Below are 25,913 nucleotides of genomic sequence, written 5' to 3' on the forward strand. Positions count from 1 at the left end.
AGCCTAATAAACAAGCCGGTGCGAATGCCCGGCTTGTCTTCTCTGAATTGGTTTTTTCATATCGTTTTTCGTGAGAGGAGTTTTGATGATGCAATATTCTATTCAGGCTAATGTTGTCCCTAAAAATATACACCCTTCATCCTTACGGTTAGGCGGACGAAATCCTGCTGGAGATGAAATCAGCTTCACAAATTATTATATGGAGTTGAATGGAAAGCCGTATTTAGCGATATGTGGTGAATTTCATTATTCCCGCTACCCGGAAGTGAATTGGGGAGCAGAGATCAACAAGATGAAAGCATCGGGTATCAATATTCTCGCGACCTACATTTTCTGGAACCATCATGAGGAAATCGAAGGGCTGTACGATTGGCAAGGGAATCGCAATTTGCGCAAGTTCATCGAGCTTTGTCGGGACAGCGGCCTTTATGTGATTTTACGTATTGGGCCTTTCTGTCATGGAGAGGTACGTAATGGCGGGCTGCCGGACTGGTTGTTTGGCCGAACGTTCGATGTGCGCTCGAATGATGAGGGGTATCTGCATTATGTTCGCCGCTTATATGCGGAGATCGGCCGGGAAGCAGCGGGGCTGATGTTCAAGGACGGCGGGCCCGTCGTCGGCATTCAACTGGAGAACGAGCTTAATGCCGCCGCGGCGCTATGGGAGCTGACCGCGAAGCAGGGAGACGAGTATTTAAGCGGAGGCAGCCGGGGCAGCGAAGGGGTAAAGCATATGCGGCACCTGAAGGAACTGGCGATTGAAGCGGGGCTTGAAGCGCCGATTTATACGAGCACGGGCTGGGATAGGGCACCGGTGCTGGAGGATGAGGTGCTGCCGCTCTACGGCGGCTATGCCTATACACCTTGGAGCATTAGCGCGCACAATCAACTGCAGCAGCCGACGCGGGAGTATTTATTTGATAGCTACCATGATGAAGGGGTGGACGGGGATTTTACGCCACCGTACCCGAAGGAGAAATATCCATTTGCCTGCTGCGAAATGGGCGGGGGCATGCAGACCTGGTATTTATCCCGCTTTCAGGTCGAGCCGGAGAGTGTATCCGCAATGAGTCTGATGAAAATCGCTGGCGGCTGCAATTTTATCGGGTATTATATGTTCCATGGCGGAACAAATCCTGTGGGCCGTAGCGGTTATTTAAACGAGAGTACGACGCCGCGGATTACGTATGATTTTCAGGCCCCGATCGGAGAATTTGGTCAAATCAGGGAGTCAAATCACCAGCTTCGCCTGTTGCATTATTTCCTTAGAGCCTTCGGGGATCGACTTGCTCCACTGCCTACAGTATTGCCTGAAGGAGCGACCGAGCTTACGCCCGAGAACACGGATACCTTGCGTTACGCCTTACGTACAGATGGGAAGTCCGGTTTCATATTTGTGAATAATTATCAAGATCATGTTGAGATGAAGGGGCATGACGATGTTCAGTTCGATCTTCAATTGTCGGAGGGAAATCTTATTCTGCCTCAGTATAGTTCATTGACAGTTGGTAGAAAAGCTTCGTTTATGCTGCCGTTTCAATTTGATCTGTCCGGCTTGCTTTTGCACTATGCGACAGCACAGCCTGTAACCGTAATGGACTCAGGAGAAATAAGCACTTTTTTCTTTGTAATGCCTGAAGGAATCGATGGGGAGTTCGTACTGGCAGCAGCGGGGATTGAGAGCATCCTGAGCGATGCGGGAGTAGTACGGCTCGAAGAAGATGGAATTTATTGTATCATTGTGCCGCATGATGGATCGGCCATGATTCGCATTCGTCGCACAGATGGAAATGAAACCCGGATTTATGCGATGGCATCTCATGAAGCCTCTATGTTATGGGAAGTCGAGACGGGGATAGAAAAAAGCGAAGGTGAATCAGGATCAGAGCGGATTTCAACCTCTACACTAGATAATGGAAGAAGACGCCTTTTTTTCTCGGAAACACCGCTCGTTGGCATGGCAGAAGGGCTGGAGCTTTATAGCTATGGCTCGCATGAATTTTCGTTCCGGGAGTATAGACATGAAACGGATGAGCAGGAGTGGCTGACAAAGAAAAAGGACTGTCGAATTACAGTTCAACGGGAAGGCTGGTTTGAAACCTGTTATGTACAGATTCCGGCTAAAGAGATTAAAATGGATGTGAAGCGCATTCATGATCATAAGGCGCTGGTTTCCTTGGAGCCAGAAATATTGGACAACGTAGAGGATATCCTCTTGAAGATCGATTATACGGGGAATGTCGGCTATGCATTTTCGGAGGGCCGATTGTTTCACGATCATTTTTATAATGGAGCCCCATGGGAGATCGGTTTGTCGCGGTTCAAGGAGGCTATTCAAGGCGGAGAAATCGTATTGGAGACGACCCCACTGCGTAAAGGTGTTATGAAAGTGGCACAAGATGCGGCTATGGCGGTGGAGCAGGTGTTCGAGGGAGAGCAGACGGCCAAGTTCCATCAGGTATCAGCAGAGCCAGTATACCGTGTAACGATGACGAGTCGAATGAAAAAGTTGTAGAAACAGGAGGACTTCCATATGTTAAACACAGAGCAAACCATTGAACTGCTGCAAAACGGTACAGCAAAAAAATTACTGTCCAAAATGTACGGTGAAGGACAGTTATCGGAGCAAATCGCTCGATACAGTGCATTAATCGAATCCTTTAGGACGCATTTTGGAGACGGGGCTCTAGCTTTATTCAGTGCACCCGGACGCTGCGAAATCGGTGGAAACCATACGGATCATAACCACGGGAAGGTGCTGGCGGGCAGCATTAATCTGGACACCATTGCGGCAGCGGTGAAGGTGGATGAGCCGGTCATTACTTTTATTTCGGAAGGTTACCCGGGCCGATTCGAGGTGGATTTGAATCAACTGGAGGCGGTTGAAGGAGAGGTTGCTACTTTATCGCTGGTTCGTGGAATTGTCTCCGGGTTTAAGGAAATGGGCTACGAAGTCGGCGGTTTCAAAGCCTATATTACGAGCAATGTCATTCCCGCATCGGGGCTCAGTTCTTCAGCTTCGTTCGAAATGCTGATCGGCAGTATTTTGAACACGTTCTATAATGAGTCCAAATTAGAGGCTGTCACTTTGTCCAAAATCGGCAAATATGCGGAGAACAAGTACTGGAACAAGCCGTCCGGCTTGCTCGATCAAATGGCTTGTGCTTACGGCGGGCTCATCACGATTGACTTTGCGAATCCCGAGCAGCCTGTTATTCAGCCAGTAGACTATGATTTTCAAAGCAGCGGTTACTCCTTGGTCATCGTCAATACGGGCGGCAATCATGCCGATTTGACGGAGGATTACGCCGCTGTGCCACATGAAATGCATGCTGTCGCTAAGGCGCTTGGCGCTGAGGTTTGCCGTGATCTGTCACCGGAGGATATTTATCGCAACCTGAATTCTCTGCGTGAGCAATGCGGAGATCGCGCAGTATTGCGGGCGCTGCACTTTTTTGCAGAGAATGATCGCGTGGATGCCCAGGTAGAAGCTCTGCAGGGCGGACAATTGGATAGATTTCTGGGGCTGATCACGGATTCGGGAAACTCCTCCTGGAAGTGGCTGCAGAACTGTTATCAGGAGACCGATGTGCGCCATCAAGGCATTACGGTTACGCTGGCGCTGACGGAATCTTATTTGAAATCGATTGGAAAAGGGGCCTGTCGGGTACATGGCGGCGGATTTGCCGGCGTGATACTAACGATTCTTCCAAATGAAGAAGCGCCAAAGTATGCCCAGTTTATTAAAGAAACGATCGGCACTTCCACTTTTATTATCAACGTACGGGAGCAAGGAGCGATCTGTTTGGACCTGGAAGGCTAGGGCTGAGTGAAAGAAACAGAGGACAAACTTAAGGAAGCGCAGATGGCGATTTAAGCTATTATATTGTGTTGAATACTAGTTTGAAATGGAAGCAGTTATTCTAGAAATGTCTAGGGTAGCTGCTTTTTTTTGAAATCACTTTACAAAATTGTTTTACGAAAACATATACCATTTTAAATTTATTATTCCAAAATATTTACTTTTATAGTATATTATAGACTGAGGAAAGCGCTATCATACTCTCTGGACAAATTTTATTCAATGGAGGAATGTCAAATGCGTTATCGGAAATTGCTTTTATCAATCATCAGCAGTGTGGCTATTGTTGGTTCTGCGGTAGGTACAGCCTTGGCGGCGCATTGGAACTTGACCGGCGATGTCGGCGTCCATGATCCGTCCATCATTAAGGAAGGCTCGGTCTGGTATACGTTTTCAACAGGACAAGGCATACAAGTGCTTCGGTCGGATAACGGCACCAACTGGTATCGTGTTCCCCAAATTTTCTTGAGTCCGCCATCCTGGTGGAAAACTTATGTGCCGAATATGACGACAAACGATGTATGGGCTCCGGATGTCAAGCTGTACAACGGTCGGGTGTGGCTTTACTATTCCATTTCAACCTTTGGGAAAAATACCTCGGCGATCGGTCTTGCTTCGGCAACGAGTGTAGGGGCGGGGAGTTGGCGGGATGACGGGCTTGTCATTAAGTCTGATCCTTCCGTGGATTACAATGCGATCGACCCGAATCTGGTCATCGATGCATCCGGAAATCCGTGGCTGGCTTTTGGCTCCTGGTTCAGTGGCATTAAGATCACAAAGCTGGACAAAACGACGATGAAGCCGACGGGCAGCCTCTATTCGATCGCCAAGCGGAGCAATGGGATAGAGGGCGTGTCTATCGTATATCGTAACGGCTATTATTACATGTTCGCTTCCATTGACAATTGCTGCCAGGGCTCGAACAGCAACTATAAAATCGTCGTTGGGCGATCAACGAGCATCACCGGGCCTTACAAGGATAAGAGCGGGGTAGACATGATGAACGGCGGGGGAACAGTACTCGATGCGGGCAATACGCGTTGGGCGGGTCCTGGCGGACAGCATGTGTATAACAATGTAATTGCAAGGCACGCTTATGATCGGGAAGATAACGGTAATCCGAAGCTGCTTATCAGCGATTTGAACTGGGATTCTAGCGGCTGGCCTACGTATTAGGACAGAGCGATCTTGATTTTGAACATATCATTGACATACGAAAGCTGAAATTTAAATGGTCTGAGCCAGCTAGAACTGCAAAAGGAGAATTCTATTAACAGGGTTTTTTATTTATAAAAATGTGAAACAAATGGTATGCCAGTTTTATGCTGGCTTGCATTCTAATATTTACCTCCTTTCCCTTGCAAGCCAGCGCGGCCTCTACCACATTCATTATCCAGTCGCGTCTTATTCCTCGGCAGACCCGCATGTGATGAAGCATACGGACGGTTATTATTATTTTGTCCATACTTCACAGAACTGGGATGGAAGTGACGATGTAAGTAGAGTAGAGATCCGTTGATGGAACTGACGATGTAGGTAGAGCAGAGATCCGTTGATGGAACTGACGATGTAGGTAGAGCAGAGATCCGTTGATGGAAGTGACGATGTAAACATGTCGAAGTTTTGTTACCTGCTTTTGTGACGATTTCGTTCATAGGATCGAGCAACTGCTGCTAAGCACCCTCAGTCCGGGGGAACTTGTATGAAAAATCATACACAATCCCTCATTTAGCGGCTTGCAGCGTGATTGTGTATGAAAAATCGAACACAGTCGCTCGTTTAGCGGCTTGCTGCGTGATTGTGTATGAAAAAGCATACACAATCGCTCGCCCAGCTGCTTGTTGCGTGATTGTGTATGAAAAATCGAACACAGTCGCTCGTTTAGCGGCTTGCTGCGTGATTGTGTATGAAAAAGCATACACAATCGCTCGCCCAGCTGCTTGTTGCGTGATTGTGTATGAAAAATCGAACACAGTCGCTCGTGCAGTGGCTTTATGCGTGATTGTGTATGAAAAATCATACACAATCCCTCGTGCAGTGGCTTGCAGCGTGATTGTGTATGAAAGATCATACACAATCGCTCGTGCAGTGGCTTTATGCGTGATTGTGTATGAAAAATCGAACACAGTCGCTCGTTTAGCGGCTTGCTGCGTGATTGTGTATGAAAAAGCATACACAATCGCTCGCCCAGCTGCTTGTTGCGTGATTGTGTATGAAAAATCGAACACAGTCGCTCGTTTAGCGGCTTGCTGCGTGATTGTGTATGAAAAAGCATACACAATCGCTCGCCCAGCTGCTTGTTGCGTGATTGTGTATGAAAAAGCATACACAATCGCTCGTTCAGCGGCTTGCAGCGTGATTGTGTATGAAAGATCATACACAATCGCTCGTGCAGTGGCTTTATGCGTGATTGTGTATGAAAAATCGAACACAGTCGCTCGTTTAGCTGGTTTATGCGTGATTGTGTATGAAAAAGCATACACAATCGCTCGTTCAGCGGCTTGCTGCGTGATTGTGTATGAAAAAGCATACACAATCGCTCGTTCAGCGGCTTGCTGCGTGATTGTGTATGAAAAAGCATACACAATCGCTCGTTCAGCGGCTTGCTGCGTGATTGTGTATGAAAAAGCATACACAATCGCTCACGTTACTCCTTGCTCCAAATGGAAAAGAACTTAATCCATTAGTCTACGTGCGCTCGCATTAACGAGTACGACTTCATTGACCAATAAAAATTCGTCGTCCAGCTGTTTGTTTATCTCCTCAACCTCAAACTAACGATACATTTAGGTTCGAGCACTTTTCTCTGAAAAAGTTGATTTAGCATATACAATCAGAAAAATTGTCACTCTCATAATATCCCTATCCCTATCTCTATCTCTATCTCTATCCCTTCCTGCTTAAATCCTAGGGATAAGTAGACAACTATGGGATGCTGTTCTAACGTCATTTTCATTTATAAAAAGCGGAAGCTATAGCGGGTTTACTATGCCGCCAGCATCCGCTTTACTATGCCGCCAGCATCCGCTTTACTATGCTGTCAGCATCCGCTTTACTATGCTGTCAGCATCCGCTTTACTATGCCGCTAGCATCCGCTTTACTAAGCCGCTAGCATCCGCTTTACTATGCTGTCAGCATCCGCTTTACTAAGCCGCTAGCATCCGCTTTACTAAGCCGCTAGCATCCGCTTTACTATGCTGTCAGCATCCGCTTTACTATGCTGTCAGCATCCGCTTTACTATGCTGTCAGCATCCGCTTTACTATGCCGCTAGCATTCGCTTTACTATGCTGTCAGCATCCGCTTTACTAAGCCGCTAGCTTCCGCTTTATTATTCCATAACTGGCAGTGTAATTTTGATGGCTGTACCGTATCCTTCCTCGCTTTCGATTTGGATGCCGTAATTTGCTCCAAACAATAACTGAATCCTCGAATGGACATTGTTGATCCCGATCCCGGATAAATGATGTTTCTTCTTTTCATTCATCCGCTCCACGCCCGAGGACATACCCACCCCGTCATCCATGATCTCGATCATTAAGTTATCTTCAAGCCGGCGTATAAAAATATGAATATTCCCGCTGGCGATTCCCGGGAAAGCATGGAAAAATGCATTCTCTACAAAGGGTTGAATGATCAGCTTCGGAACGAGGAGCTGCTTGCAGTCCTCTGCGATCTCATAATGAACCTTGATTTGCTCCCCGTACCTGATCTGGTTAATAAACACGTAGTGCTTGAGCATTTCAATCTCGGTTTCCACAGTCACTAAATCCTCGGTCGAACCAAGTGTGCTCTGCAGCATCGAAATGAGGCTATCGATCGTTTGATCCACCTCATCCGTTCGGCGCATTTTACCCAAATATTTAATCGAGCTTAGAGTATTGTATAAAAAATGTGGATTGATCTGCATTTGCAGCGCATTGAGATCAGCCTTTCTGCGCTCTTGCTGCTCGAATACCAGCCGATCTGTATACTGATCGATTTCACGGATCATCCGATTGTAGGCCTTGGTCAGCACGTTCGTCTCATAGCTGCCGCCCTCCTTTAATGGATGAAACTTCAAATTATCCCCTTTAGAGGTTTGCATTGTTTTGACCAGTTGATTTAGCGGGCGGGTGATGCGTCGGCTCAAAGAATAGACGAACGGCATGGTGATAAGAAGCACGATGCTGATGGCCGTAACAATCTCCGTGGAAATGCTGTATAAGGGTGCAAAAGCAGTTAGCTGATCGATCTCCTTTAGCAAGTAAGCATTGAACTCCGGCAAATAATAGGAAATATAGGTCTGCTTGCCTTCTGAATCCGACCATACGCCGCCCTGCTGCGTGACGTGATTAGCCGTAGATAAAAGGGAGATATCCTTCTTGGTGATCGAATCTTTGCGACTGCTGGATAGTATCGTGCCGTCCGAGGAGATCAATGAAATATGGATGCCTTCGGAAATATAGGGACTGTATTTGCGGTAAATATTCAGCTCATCCATGACGACTGCCGTATATCCGTACATCCAGCCGGTTACGCTGTCAACTAGAGGTTTGGTCGCGAAAATATAGTTGTCATACGGGACAGATTCTACGAATAGATCTGGGCTGCTGTTGTAGCGGATCCGATTGGGAATCGTCCCGTCTACGGTCATATAGGTCGAGACGATATCCTGGGGGATTTTGTCCCATTTTAAGGCGTTGCTTGAATAATGTCGGCCGCCTAACCCTGGTAGTGCGGAGACGATGATATGCGATTTCTCCGGGCTTAAATAATCCTTGTACAAATCGATGTATTTACCCAAGGTCATGACTAGGTTAATTTGCTCCTGCGGGGTGTTTGCAGGCTTCGTGATATAGTTTCTGAATTCACTGCTGCTGTTGATTTGCAGCATCGTATTGACGACTTGGTCGTTGTAATTCAGCAGCTCGTCCTTCACAAGGTTCATGTTGGCAGACGCATTTTTGACGACCTGATTCAGTAAAATCCGCTCTGAGATCCTTGATGACGCCAGCGTCAGCAGCAATGAAATAATCAGAATGCCTGAGAGCATCAGGGCAAGAATTTTAATAAAGATGCTGTTTTTTCGCAGCACGTTGAACACCTGTCTTTATTGTGAGATTTGATTGCGGTATTCCACTGGGGTCATCCCGGTCATCTTTTTGAATACCTTGGAAAAATAATTGTGATCCGAGAACCCGGTCAACCGGCTTATTTCCGACACTGATAATTTACAGTCAAGCAGCAGCTCCTTTGCTTTGTCCGTTCGTACCCGGTTAATATAGGAAGTCAGATTCTCATTTGTGCGCTGCTTGAAATAGGAGGATAAGTAACTGTAATTCAAATGTAGCTTATCGGCCATTTCGGACAGAGAAATATCGTTCGCATAGTTTTCATGAACATACGCGTAGATTTGCTGGAGAATCGGCGATGGCTGCTGATCTGAACGTGGGAGTATGCTTTTTAGATCCTGCAGGAAACGGAGCATGATTCCTTCAAGCTCATTGATATGAAAAGCCAGGTCTATTGTCTTGAACAGCTTTAGCTTGGACGAGCTGAGCTCGGCGACAGGCTGCTTCAACTGCTCAAGTGTACTCATTGCGGTATAAATGAGATTCTGGCACAGTCGTTTCAAGCTATATTCATCATAGGCCATGCTTGTAGTTATTTCTGAGAAAAGCGTTTCCAAAAGTACGCTGGCTTCATCGATGGAGAAGCTGCGCAGCGCCGCCGTGAAATGCTCCTGATTAAAGTCCACTTTCTCGCTCTGCATTAGGATTTCATCCACCGGTACAAGATTTTTCTCAGTAAAGTATAACAGCTTCCCAAGATAGGGAGTCAATCTAGTATGCTCTTCCTTAATTTGTTGTAGATCCCCAAAGGCATCCGAGAGAACGAACGAAATATAGGAGAGAGCCTGCCGTGCCTGTATCGAAAATCGTTTCAAGGCGGATAACACCTCTACGGATTGATGCGATTCATAATTCACGAGTAGCAGACATTCACTTTTTAGGAAAACAAGGGCATGATCCAGGCCAGATAAGTGTTCTGCGGTCAGCTCGATCAATCTAAGTTCCAATTGGCTTTGGGTATAGTTGGTTCTCGACAGCAGCAAGCTCGTGCTCGCTTTGGCGATGACAAAAAGCTCGGATTTGAAATGTTCGCGCAGCTCCTCAAGTATGGTTTCATTATGTTTGTCTTCTTCTATAGGGCTATAATGGCTGCCTAGCCATTGTCCTAATAACAATGAAGGATCATTTTTAGTTGAACCATAGTCTTGTAGGCTCAGATCAAGACCGCTGCATAACGACTGGATTAACGAGATTAATTCGGTAGCCGAGACTTTAGGTTTAAGTAAATAGTCGGTGACCCCGTATTTGAATACTTCACGAACATAATTGAATTCACTGTAGCTGCTCAGCACGACGATTTTAACTTCGGGATGCTCTTTGCCCATAATTTTGGCGAATTCGACCCCATCCATGATCGGCATGACAATATCGGTGATGACTACATGTGGATGAACTTCTTCTATATATTGGAGAGCTTCCAAACCATTCGAGGCCTGGGCAACGATTTCAATGCCATACTCGCTCCAATTACATAGATGCAGCATACCTGTGCGTAGAATCGCTTCATCATCCACGATCATTACCCGATAGTTTGCGGAGCGTTCTTCCATGTTTACACCTCACCTGTATAGTCCTTTGTCCTCATCATATACCAATCCCTGTGATAAAGGTATGATCGGACGAGGCAAAAGCTGAAAATACAAAATAACTGCTACTACCCATAATTTTTACTAAGTAAGTGATTACAGCAGGCTGCAAAGCAATAATTACTGCTAATATTGAGCTAAATTTGATTATACTTCGCTTTTTTTATTTTTTAAAATAGATTGTGAATCACATGAAACGCTTACAAAAATAAATCAAAAGGGGTTGTAAAGATTGAAAAAATGGTTATCCATATTGCTGCTAGTTTCCATGACAGCATCACTACTTGCGGCGTGCGGTTCTTCGAATTCGAATTCTGCAGAGAAGGAAGGCGATGATGCCGGAGCCGCCGGAGCAAAGAAAGTGGTTGCTTGGGCGTGGGATCCCTCCTTTAACGGAGCCGCGCTGAAAATTGCTGAGGATTTATATAAGAAAGATCATCCGGATTTCCAGCTTGAAATCGTCGATATGGCAAAAGCGGATCTGGAGCAAAAGTTGAATACGAATTTGGCTGCAGGCGTGAAAGACGGACTACCCGACATTATTCTAGTGAACGACCCGAATATTCAAAAATACGTTACTGCTTACCCGGGAACATTTGCTGACTTTAAAGAGAAAGTGGACTTTACGCAATTCTCCCCTTATAAAGTGGATGCGTTGCGGATCGAGGATAAGATTTACGGCGTTCCGTTCGACATCGGTGTTACAGGAATGTTCTACCGCTCCGATTATCTTGAGGAAGCTGGCTATACGGCAGAAGATCTCGAGAACATTACATGGGATGAGTATATTGAAATCGGTAAAGTTGTGAAGGAAAAGACTGGAAAATACATGGCTACGATCAATCCGAATGATGAAGCGTTAACTTCGATCCTATTGCAATCCGCTGGCTCCTGGTACATTACGGAAGACAATAAAGGAAACTTTGTCGACAACCCGGCTATGACGGAAACGCTTCGTGTCTATAAAGCGATTGCAGATTCCGGAATTGCCAAGCCGGTAACCGGATGGAGTGAGTTTGTAGGCAGCTTCAACGCAGGCGACGTAGCTACCGTTGTATCCGGTGTATGGCAAATCGCATCGATTATGGATGCTCAGGATCAAAGCGGAAAATGGAGAGTTGCTCCGATCCCAAGATTGGAAGTCGAAGGCGGCGTAAATGCTTCCAACGAGGGCGGTTCCAGCTGGTTCGTGCTTGAAGGCTCCGCGAATAAGGATTTGGCGATTGATTTCTTAGCAAAAACGATTGGCGGCAGTACGGAATTTTATGAGCGCTTCCTAACAGAAAACGGAGGAGTCGGATCGTTTATCCCTGCTTTCTCCAGTGAAGTATACAATCAAGAGCCAGAATTCTTTGGCGGACAACCTATTTACAGCGACTTCACAAGATGGTCGACAGAGGTTCCAGGTATTTCTTTGGGAATGTACACGCAAGAAGCTAAGGATGCACTCAAGAACGAGCTGCCTAACATTTTGAACGGTGCAGATTTGACCCAAAGCTTGGCTAATATCCAGAAACACTTTGAACAGCAGGTGCAATAAATACTAAATTAGCGGGTGGTAACCGATGGGCAGTAAATGGAATAAATCTTCTTTGATGGGATGGCAGTTTGTCCTATTGCCTTCAGCGCTTATTTTATTGTTCAGCTTCTATCCCATGGTACAATCCTTGCTCTTGTCGTTTCAGTCTGGCAAAGGAACGGTATATCAATATGTAGGCCTCGCCAACTATGTACGCTTGTTCTCAGATCCGATGTTCAAGCAAGCGGTGCTGAATACAGTGCTATACCTGGTTGTCCAGGTGCCGATCATGCTGATGCTAGGGCTTGTAATCGCTTATTTCCTGAACATGCCGAAGCTTCGCTTCAAAGGGTTTTATCGTACGGCCATATTTTTACCCTGCGTAACATCGCTGGTATCTTACGCGGTGCTGTTCAAGAGTATTTTTGCAGTGGATGGTGTTCTGAATCGGATGCTGATGTCGATTCATTTGATCCAAGAGCCAGTTGCCTGGCTCATGGATCCGGTTTGGGCACGCGTGGTCATTATTGCGGCGATTACTTGGCGTTGGACGGGGTATAACATGATCTTTTATTTATCGGCCATGCAAAATATCGATCCTAGCGTCTATGAGGCGGCTTCTATTGATGGGGCGTCGAAGACGCGGCAATTTTTCAGTATTACCGTTCCAATGTTAAAGCCAATCATTTTGTTTACGGCGATTATTTCTACGAATGGTACGCTGCAATTGTTCGATGAGGTCGTCAACATCACGAACGGTGGTCCAGGCAATTCAACGATGACGATATCTCAGTACATTTATAATTTATCTTTTGTATATACGCCTAACTTTGGTTACGCGGCTACAGTGTCCTACGCAATCGTCGTAATGGTTGCTGTGCTAGCATTGCTTCAACTCAAGGTCGGAGGTGAGAAACAATGAGAAAATTAAGCTCGCTGGGTATTCATTTATTTCTGATCATTGCGTCCGTTATTTCTCTGTTTCCCTTCGTCTGGATGTTGATCGGCATGACCAACAGCTCGTCCGATATCGTTAAGGGCAAGTTCAGCTTTGGTTCGATGCTGCAAAGCAATATCGCAAAATTGTTAGATATGACGAGCTTGGGTGCTGCCTTTGGGAACTCGGCCTTGATTGCGATCGTCGGTACCGTAGGCACGTTGATTTTAAGTTCTATGGCTGGATACGGATTTGAAATTTACCGTTCCAAAGGTAAAGATCGGCTGTTCGGCTTGCTCATGCTCTCCATGATGATGCCGTTTGCAGCAGTTATGATTCCACTGTTCCGGATGTTCAGTAATATTGGATTGCTTAATACGCCAACAGCGGTTATCCTGCCATCCATCACGACGGCATTCATGATCTTCTTCTTCATGCAGAATACGAAATCGTTTCCGCGTGAGCTGCTGCAGGCGGGGCGGGTTGACGGGCTTGGCGAGTGGCGTTTGTTTGCCCGTGTCTACGTCCCGACCATGAAGCCGACCTATGCGGCTGCGGCGATCATTACATTTATGAACTATTGGAACAGCTTCCTGTGGCCTTTGATTGCATTGCAGACACAAGATAAGAAGACATTGCCGTTGATCGTATCCTCTTTGGCCTCCTCCTATAATCCGGATTACGGAATTATTATGGTTGCCATCGTTGTGACGACACTGCCGACGGTGTTGATTTTCTTCCTGCTGCAAAAGCAATTTGTACAGGGGATGCTCGGTTCGGTGAAATAAAATCAAAAATAGTAAGATAGAGAAGGATATTGTACGTATTTTATCTGAAGGAAGTAGCCAGTTTCTAGTGGGGAGATAGTCGAGGAGAGAAAAGGAAAAAGAGCCTTGCCGTGAATGCGGCAAGGCTCTTTTGGATGAAGAGACTACTTCTTGAACCCGGCATTAACGATTCCAAAGTAGAGCTTATCTTTGTAATCCATGTCGGAATCGGTGTTGGTAATAACGATTTTTAGTTTGTTGATGTTTGTTACGTTAACATCGAAATCAATTGGAAGCACGCCCTTCTCCAGTTTGTCGGATGTATAGAGGAGCTGATCGTCTCCGTAAATTTTAAGCGTAGCGTGGGCCTCCTCCGAGGAACGGCTGTCATAGTGGAGGACGAAGCTGCCGCTAAATGATTTGTATTTCTGATTCAGCAGATATTCTCTCTCCATAGCCAGACCGTGCGTGGCACCCGTGCCGGAGCCGACAAGCTCGAACTTCAGGCCGTTATTATAATTCGTTCCGGCGTTATCCATGTCGTCTTCCGAACTCCAGGCTACTACTTTGTTGCTGCTGTGGCTCTTCCAATCCAGATGTCCCCATTTGATACTTTGACTTTCGCTAAGGAAATCGAGTGAAGATAGGGGAACATCGTGATCGTTTGCATTGACTTTGCCTATATAAATGCTATTGCCTGGAGCGTCCCATGTTACTTTGCTGTTGAAGGCTTCTCCTACCGCCCGGACGGGAAGATACGTGGTTCCTTCATAGACGAGCGGTTCGATTTTGTTGCCCTTGGCATCGGTTGATTGGACGAGCTTGCCGTCGACGTAAATTTTCGTGCCGTTAAAGAAGGCGGTAATTTGCTTTTGAAGTGGAGCCGCCCATGCAGAGGTAGCTGTTGTCAGTACGGCAGCAGCTACGAAGCCAGTACTAAAGATAGCGATTTTTTGTTTGAAGTTTTGTTTGTTCATGCTGTTATCCCTCTTTCTTTAAATGTAGGAATGATCATCCCTATTTTGTATATCGGACATATAGGCCTGATTTTAATATTGAATTTTTTATATAAGATGAACTAAAGAATGGGATACAGGTAGATAGGAAGTTATCTCTAAATGGGGTGCGAGGTATTTCCATAGGGAGTGGAAGGTACCTCAAAAGGGGAGGGGATAATTCCAAACGAAAAGCTCCCTGAAAAAAGCTGTATCGAGAGCGTAAGCTCGGGATGCTTTGGGAGCATCAGTTTTTTTGGGGGGTTGATCGGGTTACTTTTGGTCATCGTTGTTCACTCTTGTTGCGATTGATAGTTATTAATCATTATTGGTCAGCACTAGTCACCCTTGATCACCTTGGTCGTCATTGGTCGCCATTGTGATCGGAATTCTACCTCTTATGAATCTATAGCCTCCAAGAAATTGGAGCAGCAGTAATTGCAGGGGCGGTTTACGTACTTGCCTACATCCATTTAATTGATCATCTTAATTTACAAGCATAATAATCGCAGGGGCTCCATGCCAAGCGAGCCGGCGCGTAATTATCGAACTATAGCCATTCGCGCTGGGAGCTGCGCGCGGTACGAAAATTCCAATACAAATCAAAATCAGGCATCAAGCTTCATATGTGGAGGCTGTATTTGATGGCTGTTTGTCTTGCGGAGCGTGACGGCTCAGCAAGTAGCCCGCCAGAGAAGCCAATGTTTGCTGAAAAACCATGCCTAGTACAACGGGAACGGCAACCGGGGCGGGGAAGTAGGTTACGGCCAGCACGGCTCCTGCACTAATATTACGCATCCCGCCATTGAAGGTGAGCGCGACCTTGTCGGCATAGCTCCAACCCATCAGTCGAGAGAAGGCGAGGCCCAGCAAATAACCAATAGAAGCAATGGCGACAATAATGACTGCAAGTCCTGCCAATTGCAGACTGAAATTCATCAGATAAGGGGCAACCACCGAGCCGTTAATGGCTACAATGGCGGCCATAGCCAGCTTGGAGAACGGGTTCAGTCTTCCCCCCCATACAGGGGCGATTGCGCCTCTGCTCCACTCATTGAGAACCATGCCGATTAACGAAGGAACGACAATCATCCAGAACAGGCTGCTCATCATAGCGGCCACATCTAGCTGCACGTCAGCTCCCACAAGAAAGGATAGAATGCCAGGAACAATAAAAGGAGCCAGCATCGTATCGATGAGAATGATCGATAGCGTCAAGGCGATGTTGCCTTTATATATGCTGACCCAAACGAAGCTGCTGACCCCTGTCGGAATGCTTGCAGCGAGTATAAGACCGGTGATCATGTATATGTCTTCGGAATAGAAAAGATAGCCGAAAGCCATCGCAATCAGAGGCATCGCTAGATGTAAGATGAACAGACATATGATTAATGGAAAGGGCTTTTTGAGCACATTCATAAAATCCTTGAACCCTAGGCTGATGCTTCCGGCAAATGTCATAAAGGCGAACAGCCATGGGGAAAGATAGGTAAATGAAGACAGGCGGCTGCCGCAAATTACACCAATGATAATGCTTACTGGGGTGATCAAAGGCATCATGCGGTTCAGCCAACGGTTTACAGAGAGCAGCATGTTTGATACGTCCTTTACTATCAGCATAATTACGTGTAGACATACTCCTATATTAATAGAATGAACAGAAGGTTCAAGCATAAATGCTATCTGAGGTTCAAATATGTTATGGGATTAAATTTAATACTGCAATAACATGCTGGGCGCTTTATTATAACAAACCTCGGTTATCGTTTATATATGCATATCTTTGTATAAATTCTGAAAATGTGAACAGCATGAGGAGGATTATGTTAAAAAATGAGCAAAATGAAGTGGCCCAAAAAGAAACTTTTTACCGTAACCCTATCTTTAACTGTATTATTAAGCGGCCTTAGCGGAGGCTATGCAAGCGCTGCTGCCATTCCAGAATCAGTAGTCCCGCCTAAAGCGTCTTGGGGATATTTTGTGGACCATTATAAAAATAATAGTAAAGATAATTTATCAACGACAATTAATCCGGCAATCGGGATTCTCTCGGAATTTGAGAAACTGTGGACTCCCGGAGAAGGCTGGAATACTGGAACCAAATTGAGCGAAACATTGCTGGATGACAACATTCAAAAGGTTGTTGAAATTACAGCTAACCGTACGGCCAGTGAGGCGGAAGGCGCCTATTACGATGATCGCAGAAAACAAAGCTACAGTGTCATCGAGGGCTTGGGTTCGCTTACTGATATATACCGAGTTAAAGCCGGAGCTACAACGACCATTAAAAATATTCCGGCGGATGCTACTGCGAAAAAATACGATGACGAAGGGACGAATTCAGGCAACCCAGAATCATCCCTGGGTAATATGGTTCGCTTGGTGAATACATTGCGCGGCACTTATTCCTCAACGAATCCGTCCAAGAGCTTCTACAATTATGCACGGCCTTTCCGTTGGAGCGATGAGGTAGCCGTTCTGCCGACTCTTATTCCTGCACAAAATTCCGATCCCAGCAATGATGGCGGTTATCCTAGCGGTCATACGAATGCTGCATATCTAACGGCATTTGCGATGGCGTATGCTGTACCGGAGCGTTATCAGGAGCTGCTCACTCGTGCTTCGGAGCTTGGTCATAATCGGATAGTAGCCGGTATGCATTCACCGTTCGATGTAATGGGTGGACGAGTGATGGCGACTGCGCTGGCCGCCGCGATTCTGAATGATCCAGCCAACCGTGACTTGAAGAAGGCTGCCTATGAGGAAGCGCACAATATACTGCTTACCCACATTGGAACTGCAGTTGACCGATTTGGCGATTACGAATCGAATAAGCAAATTTTCACGGAGCGATTGACCTATGATTTCTCGCAGTCGGGTTCAACCGATAAGGCGGCTGTCGTGCCGAAAGGAGCTGAGGTGCTGCTGGAGACACGTCTGCCTTACCTTGACGACACGCAGCGCCGCTGGGTGCTCGCCACGACGGCTCTTCCTTCCGGGTATCCCGTGCTGGATGATGCAGAGGGCTGGGGGCGTCTCAACCTATTCGCAGCAGCGGATGGATACGGTGCATTGGTGGGTGACGTTACCGTAACTATGGACAGTGATCAGGGAGGGTTTCATGCCGAGGACCGCTGGCGTAATGATATTTCAGGCGAGGGTAAGCTGATCAAGAAGGGAACCGGCACTCTGCAGTTGGAAGGCAGCAACAGCTATTCCGGAGGGACTCAAATTGATGAAGGCACACTTGAAGCCTGGTCCGAAACGGCTTTTGGAATCGGCGAAGTAGTTAATAAAGGAGGCACGATCGTTAGCAATGTTTCGGGAAAGCTGACGATCGAGGGGAATTTCGAGCAGTCGGATAAAGGGACGCTGGAGCTTAATCTCAGCAGCTCGAATGATGCGCTACGGATTAAGGGAGCGGCAGCGTACGGAGGCAAGCTGCGCGTAAATTTTGTGGATGGTTATGTGCCTAGTGGTGTAATCTCGGTTATTACAGATGGAAGCCCGGATAAAAATGGGGTGTTCTCTTCGGTAGAAACCGTTGGACTGTCGAGCGGATATCAGGTTCAGGTGATCTACAATGGCCATAGCGTTCAATTGCAAATTAAAAAATAAGTAAATTCTACTGAATCTAAATAATATCAAATAAAAAGCCAATCTATCGCATGCCATGCCGATAGATTGGCTTATATATTTCTTTTCTCTATGATTATAGTGTGACGATCCAATTACAGGCAACCGTAGGCTGCTGCGCGGACGCGAGGATGATGATACTCTTCCATGTTAGGAAACAATTGATGCATGTACACAACCGAGAAGCCTTCGCTTGGATCGACAGAGGCCCAAGTGCCTGCGGCACCGGTCCAGCCAAATTCTCCAAGGGAGCTGTTGGAGTGGCCTGCGGCAGGATCCATCATCGTTCTAACGCCGAGTCCGTAGCCGTATCCGTCATTTTTGAAATCAGCCAGCTGAGTCTCGTTCAAGTGATTGGTCCGCATGAGGTCAATCGTCTTCCTGCCGATGATTTGTTCCCCTTTCCAAGTGCCGCCATTGGCCAGCATTTGCGTGAAGGCTAAATAATCTCTTACGGTCGAGTAGAGTCCAACTCCTCCACCTTCATATAGAGAGTCCGCTTGGTGATGTTCATCCAACGGGCCGGGAATCTCTTCGAGATTTCCGCTATCCGTTCGAGTATAGCAGGCCGCCATTCGCGCTTCCAGGTCGCCGTGAAAGCGATATCCGGTGCTGGTCATTTCTAGCGGCTCGAACAGCTCCTCCTGCAAAAATTGGCCAAGCGGCTTGCCGGAAATGACCTCAATCAATGCTCCGACGAGGTCGTGACTATATCCGTATAACCACTGCGTCCCTGGTTCAAAAGCCAATGGAACCTGAGCTACAGCTTTAACCTCGGTAAGCAGGCTATATTTCCCATGTTCGTCCTTTAACCGTTGGTGTAGATCTCTCAGTTGTCGAGCTGATTCCGATTCCCCAAACGGATAGGGAATACCCGTTGTCATGCAAAATGCATCCTTGATCAGGATTGGATTTCGGGCACCCTCAATCTGGGTGTCGCCATTAGGCTTGATTTTGACCACCTGCATATCTTTATATTCGGGAATATACTCATGCAGCGGCTCGTTCAGCAGAAAGCGCCCCCTTTCGAAAAGCATCAGCGCAGCGGTGCATACTACCACTTTTGTCATGGAAAACAATCGAAATAGGGTATCTGAAGAAACTGGAATTTCTTTATTTAGGCTAGCGAAGCCATGGTAACCTTCGTACAAAATTTCCCCGTTCCTGGCTACGGCACAAGCGCATCCGGCCAGATTTGTCTTCGTGAAATCGGTTAGCAGCGCGTCCAAATGCTGAAACTTTCCCATCGAAAATCCTCCGTTCGGTTAAATTATTGTAATTATGGTAACTTTAAAAAAGTTCATAAATATATGAATAAATTCATCATACTGTAAATCTAGCTTACAGATCAATTATTTGGGTAAACGAACCAAAATTCAGCGAAAAAATTACGATGCCGAGATGGGATGATTGTCATGGAGTACGGTCATTCATTATGTTAAAATCCAATTGTGTACTGTATTTGCTTCAAGTGGATGAAGCGAGCAAACTAGAACTGGACTAGTATATAAAATCGATTCTTACATTGATGCAGAAAGTGGAGGAGAACAAGCATGCAGAAGGATGGCAAGCATACTGTAGTCATTGTCGGCTACGGAGGCATGGGCAGCTACCATGCCAAATTGATCAAGGACAATGGAAAGTTTGAAGTGATCGGTACGTATGATACGGACACGGCACGCGGGGCGGTTTCCGAACAGGACGGCTACCGGGCTTATGGAAGTTATGATGAGGTGCTGAGCGATGGGGCGGTAGAGATCGTCCTGATTGCGACTCCAAATGATGTACATAAGGATATAGCTGTACGTGCCTTGGCCGCGGGCAAGCATGTAATTTGCGAGAAACCGGTAACGATGTCGGTAGATGAATTTAAGGAAATGATGGCAGCGGCCCAGCAAGCGCAAAGGGTGCTAATGGTGCATCAGAATCGCCGCTGGGACGACGATTTCCTCATCATTAAACAAATGTATGAGCAAGGAACGATCGGCGATATTTTCCGGATCGAGTCGAGGGTTCACGGTGCGAATGGAATCCCCGGAGACTGGCGTCATTTGGAAGCGCATGGTGGCGGAATGCTGTTGGATTGGGGCGTTCATTTGCTGGATCAGCTCATCTTTATGATTGATAGCAAGATTACTAGTCTGAGCAGCCGCTTGAGCTTTATTTTGGGCGATGAGGTGGATGACGGTTTTGAAGCTGTGCTGCAATTCGAGAACGGTATCTCTGCGTTGGTCGAGGTAGGAACCACTAATTTTATTACGCTTCCTCGCTGGTATGTGAAGGGGACAGAAGGGACAGGGGTTATTGAGGACTGGTCGATGACCGGTCGGATCGTGACCCGAAACCATGGAGCCGAACGGGTGGAGCCCACGCCGATTCAGGCAGGAGCTGGGCTGACTAAGACAATGGCTCCTCCATCAGAAACGGCGACCATTACGGGAGCATTGCCAGAGCCTTATCGCCAGCCGAGCAGCTTTTATGACAATTTCGCCGCGGTCCTGGCAGGTACGGCCGAGCCGATTGTGAAGAACGAAGAAGTGCTGCGAGTGATGAACTTAATTGAGGTGATTTTTGAGGCAGGCCGAACTGGAGAAACGATGAAGGATTTTGATCTGTACGCGTAAATCAAGCCAAGTATGCCTCGGCTAAAAGAGACTGCCAAACCTGTGCAGTTTCTTTTAACTTAATTTACTGATTTTCAACTCATAAAAAAGTCAACCTCTAGCAATATATATATTCCGTGATATGATGGAAGCGAATAAGGCGTGGATGAGCGCGGCCAATCGAACGTAAGCTTGTAATCGCTTTTATGAAGGCGTTTCTGCTTTTATATAACTCAGGTATAGCATCATGAAGTGGAGAGAATAATTTTGATTATGAAGAAAAAAGATACGGTACAGAAAGACAGACAGATGTTGATCCTGCGCGGCATGAACTTCTGGCAGTATGCCATTTTAGCTGTGCTGGCGCCATTTTTGCCGTTATATTTTGCAAATTTAGGATACTCTTCTTCACAAATCGGGTTCCTTATGATGATTGGTCCGTTTGTTGCCAGTATGATTCAGCCGTTCTGGGGGTATTTGAGCGATCGACTTCAGACGGTGAAGAAAATCATATTATGGCTGTGGATACTCGCAATTATCAGCAGTGTAGCTTTGTTTAATTCTGGTGGCAGCTATGTAATGACACTGTTCTTCGTATTGGCGGTGTACTTCTTCTACCAGCCTTCAATGCCGCTATTGGACAGTATTTCTGTTCAATCTGCTGAACGCAGAGGGAGCTCATACGGTTCGCTGCGTCTATTCGGTTCTATGGGCTATACTGTGGTTTCCCTCTCGGGGGGGCTGCTGCTTGCAGCCCTGGGCGGGATTACCAAGCTACCTTATCTATTCTGGGCCGCATGGGTTGTACCACTCATTTTGCTCCTATTTTTGCGGGATGAGCCGACTGAGGGAGAAGGGATGACCCTTAAAACTTTAAAGCAACTGTTTACCAATAAGTCATTCTTGTGGTTTCTGTTTCTCGTGTTCATTATTTCGGTTCCCCATCGTATGAATGATGTTATGCTCAGTTTGTATATGAAAGAAATGGGGGCTACCGACGCCATGGTTGGGTGGGCCTGGGCCTTAGCCGCCGGCGTTGAAATTCCCGTATTCGCTTTGCTAGGAAGATATTTGAACCGCATCCATGAGTATGTGCTGATCGGCATCGTTGGCATCTTGTACGCGCTACGCTGGTGGATGTATTATGTGACCGACGATCCGTGGATGCTCTTGGCGCTGCAAGCCGGAGCAGCAGTTACTTTCGCGGTATTCTGGATTGTTGCCATGCATTACGTCGCGCGAATTCTTCCTCCCCAGCTAGGGGCTACAGGCTTCTCCTTGCTAAGCATGGTGTACCTTGGCTTAGCAGGTATGACAGGCGGGGTAATTGGCGGAAGACTAACCGATTTGTTCGGCGGAGCAAGTATGTACTTGTTCGCAACGATCGTTTCATTTTTGGGTGGCGTCCTGTTTCTTGGGACTGATGCTTTGTCCCGCCGACGCGGGTGGAGAGTCCGATAAAAATTGAAAGATAGCGTAAATCATTGTATGGCATAAGAAAGCCGCCTATTCTGCGTATCGGAGCGCAAACAGGCGGCTTTATTCATATCGTTATATACAGGCTACGCCCGAGGTTTGAAGATGCCGAACGGGCGGCCAACAGGCAGAAACACCCGGCCAAAATGAACATTAAGCACTGCTGCTCCGGCGCCATACAGTGAGAGCAGGGCAATACCCATTTCTGCGTAGGCAGCTAAGGCATGGAATACCTCTGGTGCGATGCCAAACGCATCCAAAGCAAGACCAAGAAACAGAAGATCAATTAGAACGAAAATGAAAAACAGTACTTTATGCGTTTCCATAGCACCGATGGTCATAAATAGGGTGAAAATCAGGTATCCTACAAATGCGAAGCCAAGCTGCTTGCCGTCAATGCCGGCAGCCAGCTCTGGGCCGAATACGCCTAGCTTGATCAACCAGCTGGCACCCATGCCGAACCAGAAGAAGGCATAAGCGCCAAAGGCGGTCATTCCAAAGGTGTTATTATGTTTTGCATCCTGAATGCTAGCGAATAACTGAGCGAACGCGCCCAGAAATATCGCCCAGGGAAGGACATAGCTTAAGCCGTCCGTTAGGCCCAGCTTCTGCGAGGAAGCAACCAGGGTGACCATCGCTAGCCCGAATAAACCGATTCCGCTTGGATCAGCCGTTATAATTTTTACATGATTAGAGTTTGTAGTTTGCATAGTTTCGTTAAAGCCTCCACAAGATGATATATGGTCTCATTCCTCCGATAACGGAATGAAGACCGAAGTATATATTATACCTGATTTGGACAGTTCCTGCAGTGATGTTTCATTGGGGGAATCGAAGGAACAAAGAGATGTTGCATCGAAGATCCTATTAATCCCAAGCTTTTGATTACTTATCCTAGTAGAGTTTTTTTGGAAGGGGTACTTAAATGGTCAAACAAGTTAAATGGCGTAAAAAAGAAAATACCGGTTCCGAAAAAATAGAAGCATGGCTGGCACTTGGGGGAGACAGGCTGCCATTAATCTTTGACTTTAATCAGTGGCTTAAAGGAGGAAACGAAAACATAAAGCGAATAAAAGGTGAACTGGAAACTAACTTGCCATTTGTTAATGTGTAGATTGCATGGAGATTATGCAATGCCTTATTCGGGATTATTCATCTAGGTATCAAGATTTAATATAAATAATTAAGCCCTATAGATAGGGAGGGCGATTGGCTATTAGTATAAATTACCTAATTAAGCAGAAGTGAATAATTGCCGCACAAGAAAGAAACTTCGATTGTCGTAAATACTTGTGCTGTATTCCTTAGTATGGCGGGAGCAATGCGCTTTTCAATCGGGAGCAATGCGCATTTCAATAGAGTAAATTAATGCCGGAATTTTTACATATGGTCCTCATATCTAAAGGCCATGCGGAGGATTGAACCTCCCCGATGTGAGCCTTCTCCAATATAAACATGCACAAACGGGATTGCCCGATCCCTCCACCGATGGTGAATGGGAGCTTATTGGCAAGAAGCTGTTGGTGAAAATCTAATGATTCCCTCTCGGGACATCCGGCTTCCGCTAGCTGATGCTTTAGTGCGTGGGAATCCACCCGAATCCCCATTGAAGAAAGCTCATAAGCACACTCTCGAAGGGGGTTCCACACAATGATATCTCCATTGAGTTGCCAATCGTCATAATCTGGTGAACGTGCATCATGTCGTAGGCCTGATGTGGGAAGCAAGCCTCCAATTTGCATTACGAACACTGCTCCATAATCCCTTGCCACAACGTCCTCACGCTGCTTAGGCGTCAGGTGTGGATACAGATCCTCAAGTTCATGCGAAGTGATGAAGGTGATGGCTTCTGGTAATTTGCGGCTAAGGCGGGGATATCGCTCTGTGATGAAGACTTCGGTTGCCTTAAGAGCTTCATAAATTTGTTCTACTGTTGTCATCAGTGTCCCCATATGTCGTTCCTCGCGGGAAATCACCTTTTCCCAATCCCACTGGTCTACATAAATGGAATGTAGATGATCGAGTACTTCGTCTGCTCTTATGGCGTTCATTTGCGTATACAGGCCTTCGCCATGCTCGAACCCGTAATATGCTAGCGCCATTCGTTTCCATTTAGCCAAAGAATGTACAATTTCAAGGGTCTGACCTGGAATGCCGAGTGCATTGAACTGGACTGGGCTTTCTGTTCCGTTCAGGTTGTCGTTGATCCCGTTTCCGGTCATAACGAATAGTGGTGCACTCACATTTGTCAAATTTAGAGCTGCTGCCAGTTGTTGCTCAAAAAAACGTTTGAGCATATAAATTGCTTTTTGGGTCTCCTTGATGTCTAACTTCGATTCGTATTGTTTAGAGGTTTTAAATGGAGATTCCGTAAATTTCATAATAAATTCCCCTCGAATAGGTTTATTAAGATCTCAGCAAGACGGAACGTTTTCATGCCTTTAGAAATCTCTTCCATAATCTTCGCATTATAGCCTTCCAAATTATTTTTCTGTAAATCGCCTTAAGGTTGTGCGCATCTTTCTCTTTCTGAGTACTATCTAACTAACTAACTAACTAAACTAAACTAACTAAACTAACTAAACTAACTAACTATCTATCTATCTTTCTAAATCTAACTAATGAGTTCTCCCCTCTTAATGCGTATCTACTCCTCGAATTATACACTTCGTAAAGATATTTTTACTTATTCTTACAGCTTATCTTCGCTTGCTCTGGGCTAGTGATCCTTATAAATCGTCATGATCCTCTTTTACAGTTATCCAAATCCAACACTTCTAACAGATAGTCATCATTAAGACGTTCACGTTCACGTTCTTCTATGAGTTCATATCTATCTCTTTCATCCACTGTTCGCAAAGGACTTTTGCTTTTCCGGATTGGCTCCCCCCGGTTCAAAAGTCGACAACGCTGACATCTCCTCATTGATATATTTTACGAATCCAAGACGGTTCGAAAAAGCCTACTATCCACTCCAAATTTCTAACGGTTGCCACGGCCGTTAATTCGTTGAAAATGAGCACTTCAGTATCCTAACGATTGTAATCCACGTTATTTGTACCGATTTTGTTGTAACATATTAAAAACTTTAGAATAGCAACATATACAACCGTTAGATTCTCAGAATGTGAAAAACAAGTGGATTAATGGCAATGGCAATCGTTAGAATTGAAGGGCCTGACTAGCTGACTAGCTGATTGGCTGACGGGCTGCCTGCCTGACTGGCCAGCTAGCTAGCTTGCTTGCGGGCCTACATACATACATACATACATACGCACATACATACATACATACATACGCACATACATACATACGTACATACGCACATACATACATACGAACATACATACATGTATACATACTTGCTAGCTAGCTAGCATGAATTTAATGCAAGGATAATAGGATGGGATTTGAACTT

18 protein-coding genes are annotated in these 25,913 nt (G+C 46.1%); 10 read left to right on the forward strand and 8 right to left on the reverse strand.

Annotated elements, in window-relative coordinates:
* Nucleotides 1-85: 85 nt before the first annotated feature.
* The 3 genes from EIM92_RS11065 (at nucleotide 86) to abnA (ending at nucleotide 5,038) form a co-directional block, all read left to right on the forward strand.
* Nucleotides 86-2,515 (forward strand): beta-galactosidase, encoded by a 2,430-nt coding sequence (locus tag EIM92_RS11065; RefSeq protein ID WP_246021319.1) that lies wholly within the window; start codon nucleotides 86-88, stop codon nucleotides 2,513-2,515.
* A gap of 18 nt (nucleotides 2,516-2,533) precedes the next feature.
* Nucleotides 2,534-3,823 (forward strand): galactokinase, encoded by a 1,290-nt coding sequence (locus tag EIM92_RS11070; RefSeq protein WP_125082678.1) that lies wholly within the window; start codon nucleotides 2,534-2,536, stop codon nucleotides 3,821-3,823.
* A 276-nt stretch (nucleotides 3,824-4,099) separates the two neighbouring features.
* Nucleotides 4,100-5,038 carry an arabinan endo-1,5-alpha-L-arabinosidase AbnA gene (gene abnA, locus EIM92_RS11075; RefSeq protein WP_125082679.1) on the forward strand — a complete coding sequence of 313 codons (939 nt, stop codon included), beginning with the start codon at nucleotides 4,100-4,102 and terminating at the stop codon, nucleotides 5,036-5,038.
* A 548-nt stretch (nucleotides 5,039-5,586) separates the two neighbouring features.
* Here abnA and EIM92_RS11085 read toward each other — a convergent pair.
* The 3 genes from EIM92_RS11085 to EIM92_RS11095 all read right to left on the reverse strand — a co-directional run bounded on the left by EIM92_RS11085 (nucleotide 5,587) and on the right by EIM92_RS11095 (nucleotide 10,526).
* Nucleotides 5,587-6,498, reverse strand: a complete 912-nt coding sequence (locus EIM92_RS11085) for a hypothetical protein (protein WP_125082680.1) — start codon at nucleotides 6,496-6,498, stop codon at nucleotides 5,587-5,589.
* Nucleotides 6,499-7,193: 695 nt separating this feature from the next.
* Nucleotides 7,194-8,939, reverse strand: a complete 1,746-nt coding sequence (locus tag EIM92_RS11090) for a sensor histidine kinase (RefSeq protein WP_125082681.1) — start codon at nucleotides 8,937-8,939, stop codon at nucleotides 7,194-7,196.
* A 15-nt stretch (nucleotides 8,940-8,954) separates the two neighbouring features.
* Nucleotides 8,955-10,526 (reverse strand): response regulator, encoded by a 1,572-nt coding sequence (locus EIM92_RS11095; protein ID WP_125082682.1) that lies wholly within the window; start codon nucleotides 10,524-10,526, stop codon nucleotides 8,955-8,957.
* Nucleotides 10,527-10,794: 268 nt separating this feature from the next.
* Here EIM92_RS11095 and EIM92_RS11100 point away from each other — a divergent pair, with 268 nt between their 5' ends.
* Genes EIM92_RS11100 through EIM92_RS11110 form a run of 3 tightly spaced genes read left to right on the forward strand, consistent with a single transcriptional unit; the run spans nucleotide 10,795 to nucleotide 13,806 of the window.
* Nucleotides 10,795-12,102, forward strand: a complete 1,308-nt coding sequence (locus tag EIM92_RS11100) for an ABC transporter substrate-binding protein (RefSeq protein ID WP_211344444.1) — start codon at nucleotides 10,795-10,797, stop codon at nucleotides 12,100-12,102.
* A gap of 25 nt (nucleotides 12,103-12,127) precedes the next feature.
* On the forward strand, nucleotides 12,128-13,003 hold the full coding sequence (locus EIM92_RS11105; RefSeq protein ID WP_125082683.1) for a carbohydrate ABC transporter permease: 876 nt from the start codon (nucleotides 12,128-12,130) through the stop codon (nucleotides 13,001-13,003).
* A complete protein-coding gene (locus EIM92_RS11110) occupies nucleotides 13,000-13,806 on the forward strand; it encodes a carbohydrate ABC transporter permease (RefSeq protein WP_125082684.1) in 807 nt (268 codons plus the stop codon). Before EIM92_RS11105 ends, EIM92_RS11110 begins: the two co-directional genes overlap by 4 nt.
* Nucleotides 13,807-13,949: 143 nt before the next feature.
* On the opposite strand, the gene EIM92_RS11115 is transcribed toward EIM92_RS11110, so the two are convergent.
* Nucleotides 13,950-14,762, reverse strand: coding sequence for an NPCBM/NEW2 domain-containing protein (locus EIM92_RS11115; protein WP_125082685.1), 813 nt, complete (start codon nucleotides 14,760-14,762; stop codon nucleotides 13,950-13,952).
* Nucleotides 14,763-15,395: 633 nt separating this feature from the next.
* Entirely contained in the window at nucleotides 15,396-16,373 is a 978-nt protein-coding gene (locus EIM92_RS11120) for a bile acid:sodium symporter family protein (RefSeq protein ID WP_125085132.1), read from the reverse strand.
* 249 nt (nucleotides 16,374-16,622) lie between these two features.
* Here EIM92_RS11120 and EIM92_RS11125 point away from each other — a divergent pair, with 249 nt between their 5' ends.
* Nucleotides 16,623-18,398, forward strand: a complete 1,776-nt coding sequence (locus EIM92_RS11125) for an acid phosphatase (RefSeq protein WP_125085133.1) — start codon at nucleotides 16,623-16,625, stop codon at nucleotides 18,396-18,398.
* Between the two features lie 113 nt (nucleotides 18,399-18,511).
* Here the strand turns inward: EIM92_RS11125 and EIM92_RS11130 are convergent, their stop codons facing one another.
* Nucleotides 18,512-19,663 carry a serine hydrolase domain-containing protein gene (locus EIM92_RS11130; protein ID WP_125082686.1) on the reverse strand — a complete coding sequence of 384 codons (1,152 nt, stop codon included), beginning with the start codon at nucleotides 19,661-19,663 and terminating at the stop codon, nucleotides 18,512-18,514.
* 306 nt (nucleotides 19,664-19,969) lie between these two features.
* Between EIM92_RS11130 and EIM92_RS11135 the strand changes: the two genes are divergently transcribed.
* Nucleotides 19,970-21,040, forward strand: a complete 1,071-nt coding sequence (locus EIM92_RS11135) for a Gfo/Idh/MocA family protein (protein WP_125082687.1) — start codon at nucleotides 19,970-19,972, stop codon at nucleotides 21,038-21,040.
* Between the two features lie 252 nt (nucleotides 21,041-21,292).
* A complete protein-coding gene (locus tag EIM92_RS11140) occupies nucleotides 21,293-22,480 on the forward strand; it encodes an MFS transporter (RefSeq protein ID WP_125082688.1) in 1,188 nt (395 codons plus the stop codon).
* Nucleotides 22,481-22,581: 101 nt separating this feature from the next.
* Here the strand turns inward: EIM92_RS11140 and EIM92_RS11145 are convergent, their stop codons facing one another.
* Nucleotides 22,582-23,205 carry an acetate uptake transporter gene (locus EIM92_RS11145; protein WP_125082689.1) on the reverse strand — a complete coding sequence of 208 codons (624 nt, stop codon included), beginning with the start codon at nucleotides 23,203-23,205 and terminating at the stop codon, nucleotides 22,582-22,584.
* A 215-nt stretch (nucleotides 23,206-23,420) separates the two neighbouring features.
* On the opposite strand from EIM92_RS11145, the gene EIM92_RS11150 reads away from it, so the two are divergent.
* The gene (locus tag EIM92_RS11150; RefSeq protein WP_125082690.1) at nucleotides 23,421-23,609 is read left to right on the forward strand and encodes a hypothetical protein; all 189 of its coding nucleotides are present in this window, start codon (nucleotides 23,421-23,423) and stop codon (nucleotides 23,607-23,609) included.
* 238 nt (nucleotides 23,610-23,847) lie between these two features.
* Here the strand turns inward: EIM92_RS11150 and asnA are convergent, their stop codons facing one another.
* Nucleotides 23,848-24,876 (reverse strand): aspartate--ammonia ligase, encoded by a 1,029-nt coding sequence (gene asnA, locus EIM92_RS11155; RefSeq protein WP_125082691.1) that lies wholly within the window; start codon nucleotides 24,874-24,876, stop codon nucleotides 23,848-23,850.
* Between the last annotated feature and the right edge of the window lie 1,037 nt (nucleotides 24,877-25,913).

It is taken from the genome of Paenibacillus lentus (assembly GCF_003931855.1).
In the GTDB taxonomy this organism is placed as follows: Bacteria; Bacillota; Bacilli; order Paenibacillales; family Paenibacillaceae; genus Fontibacillus; species Fontibacillus lentus.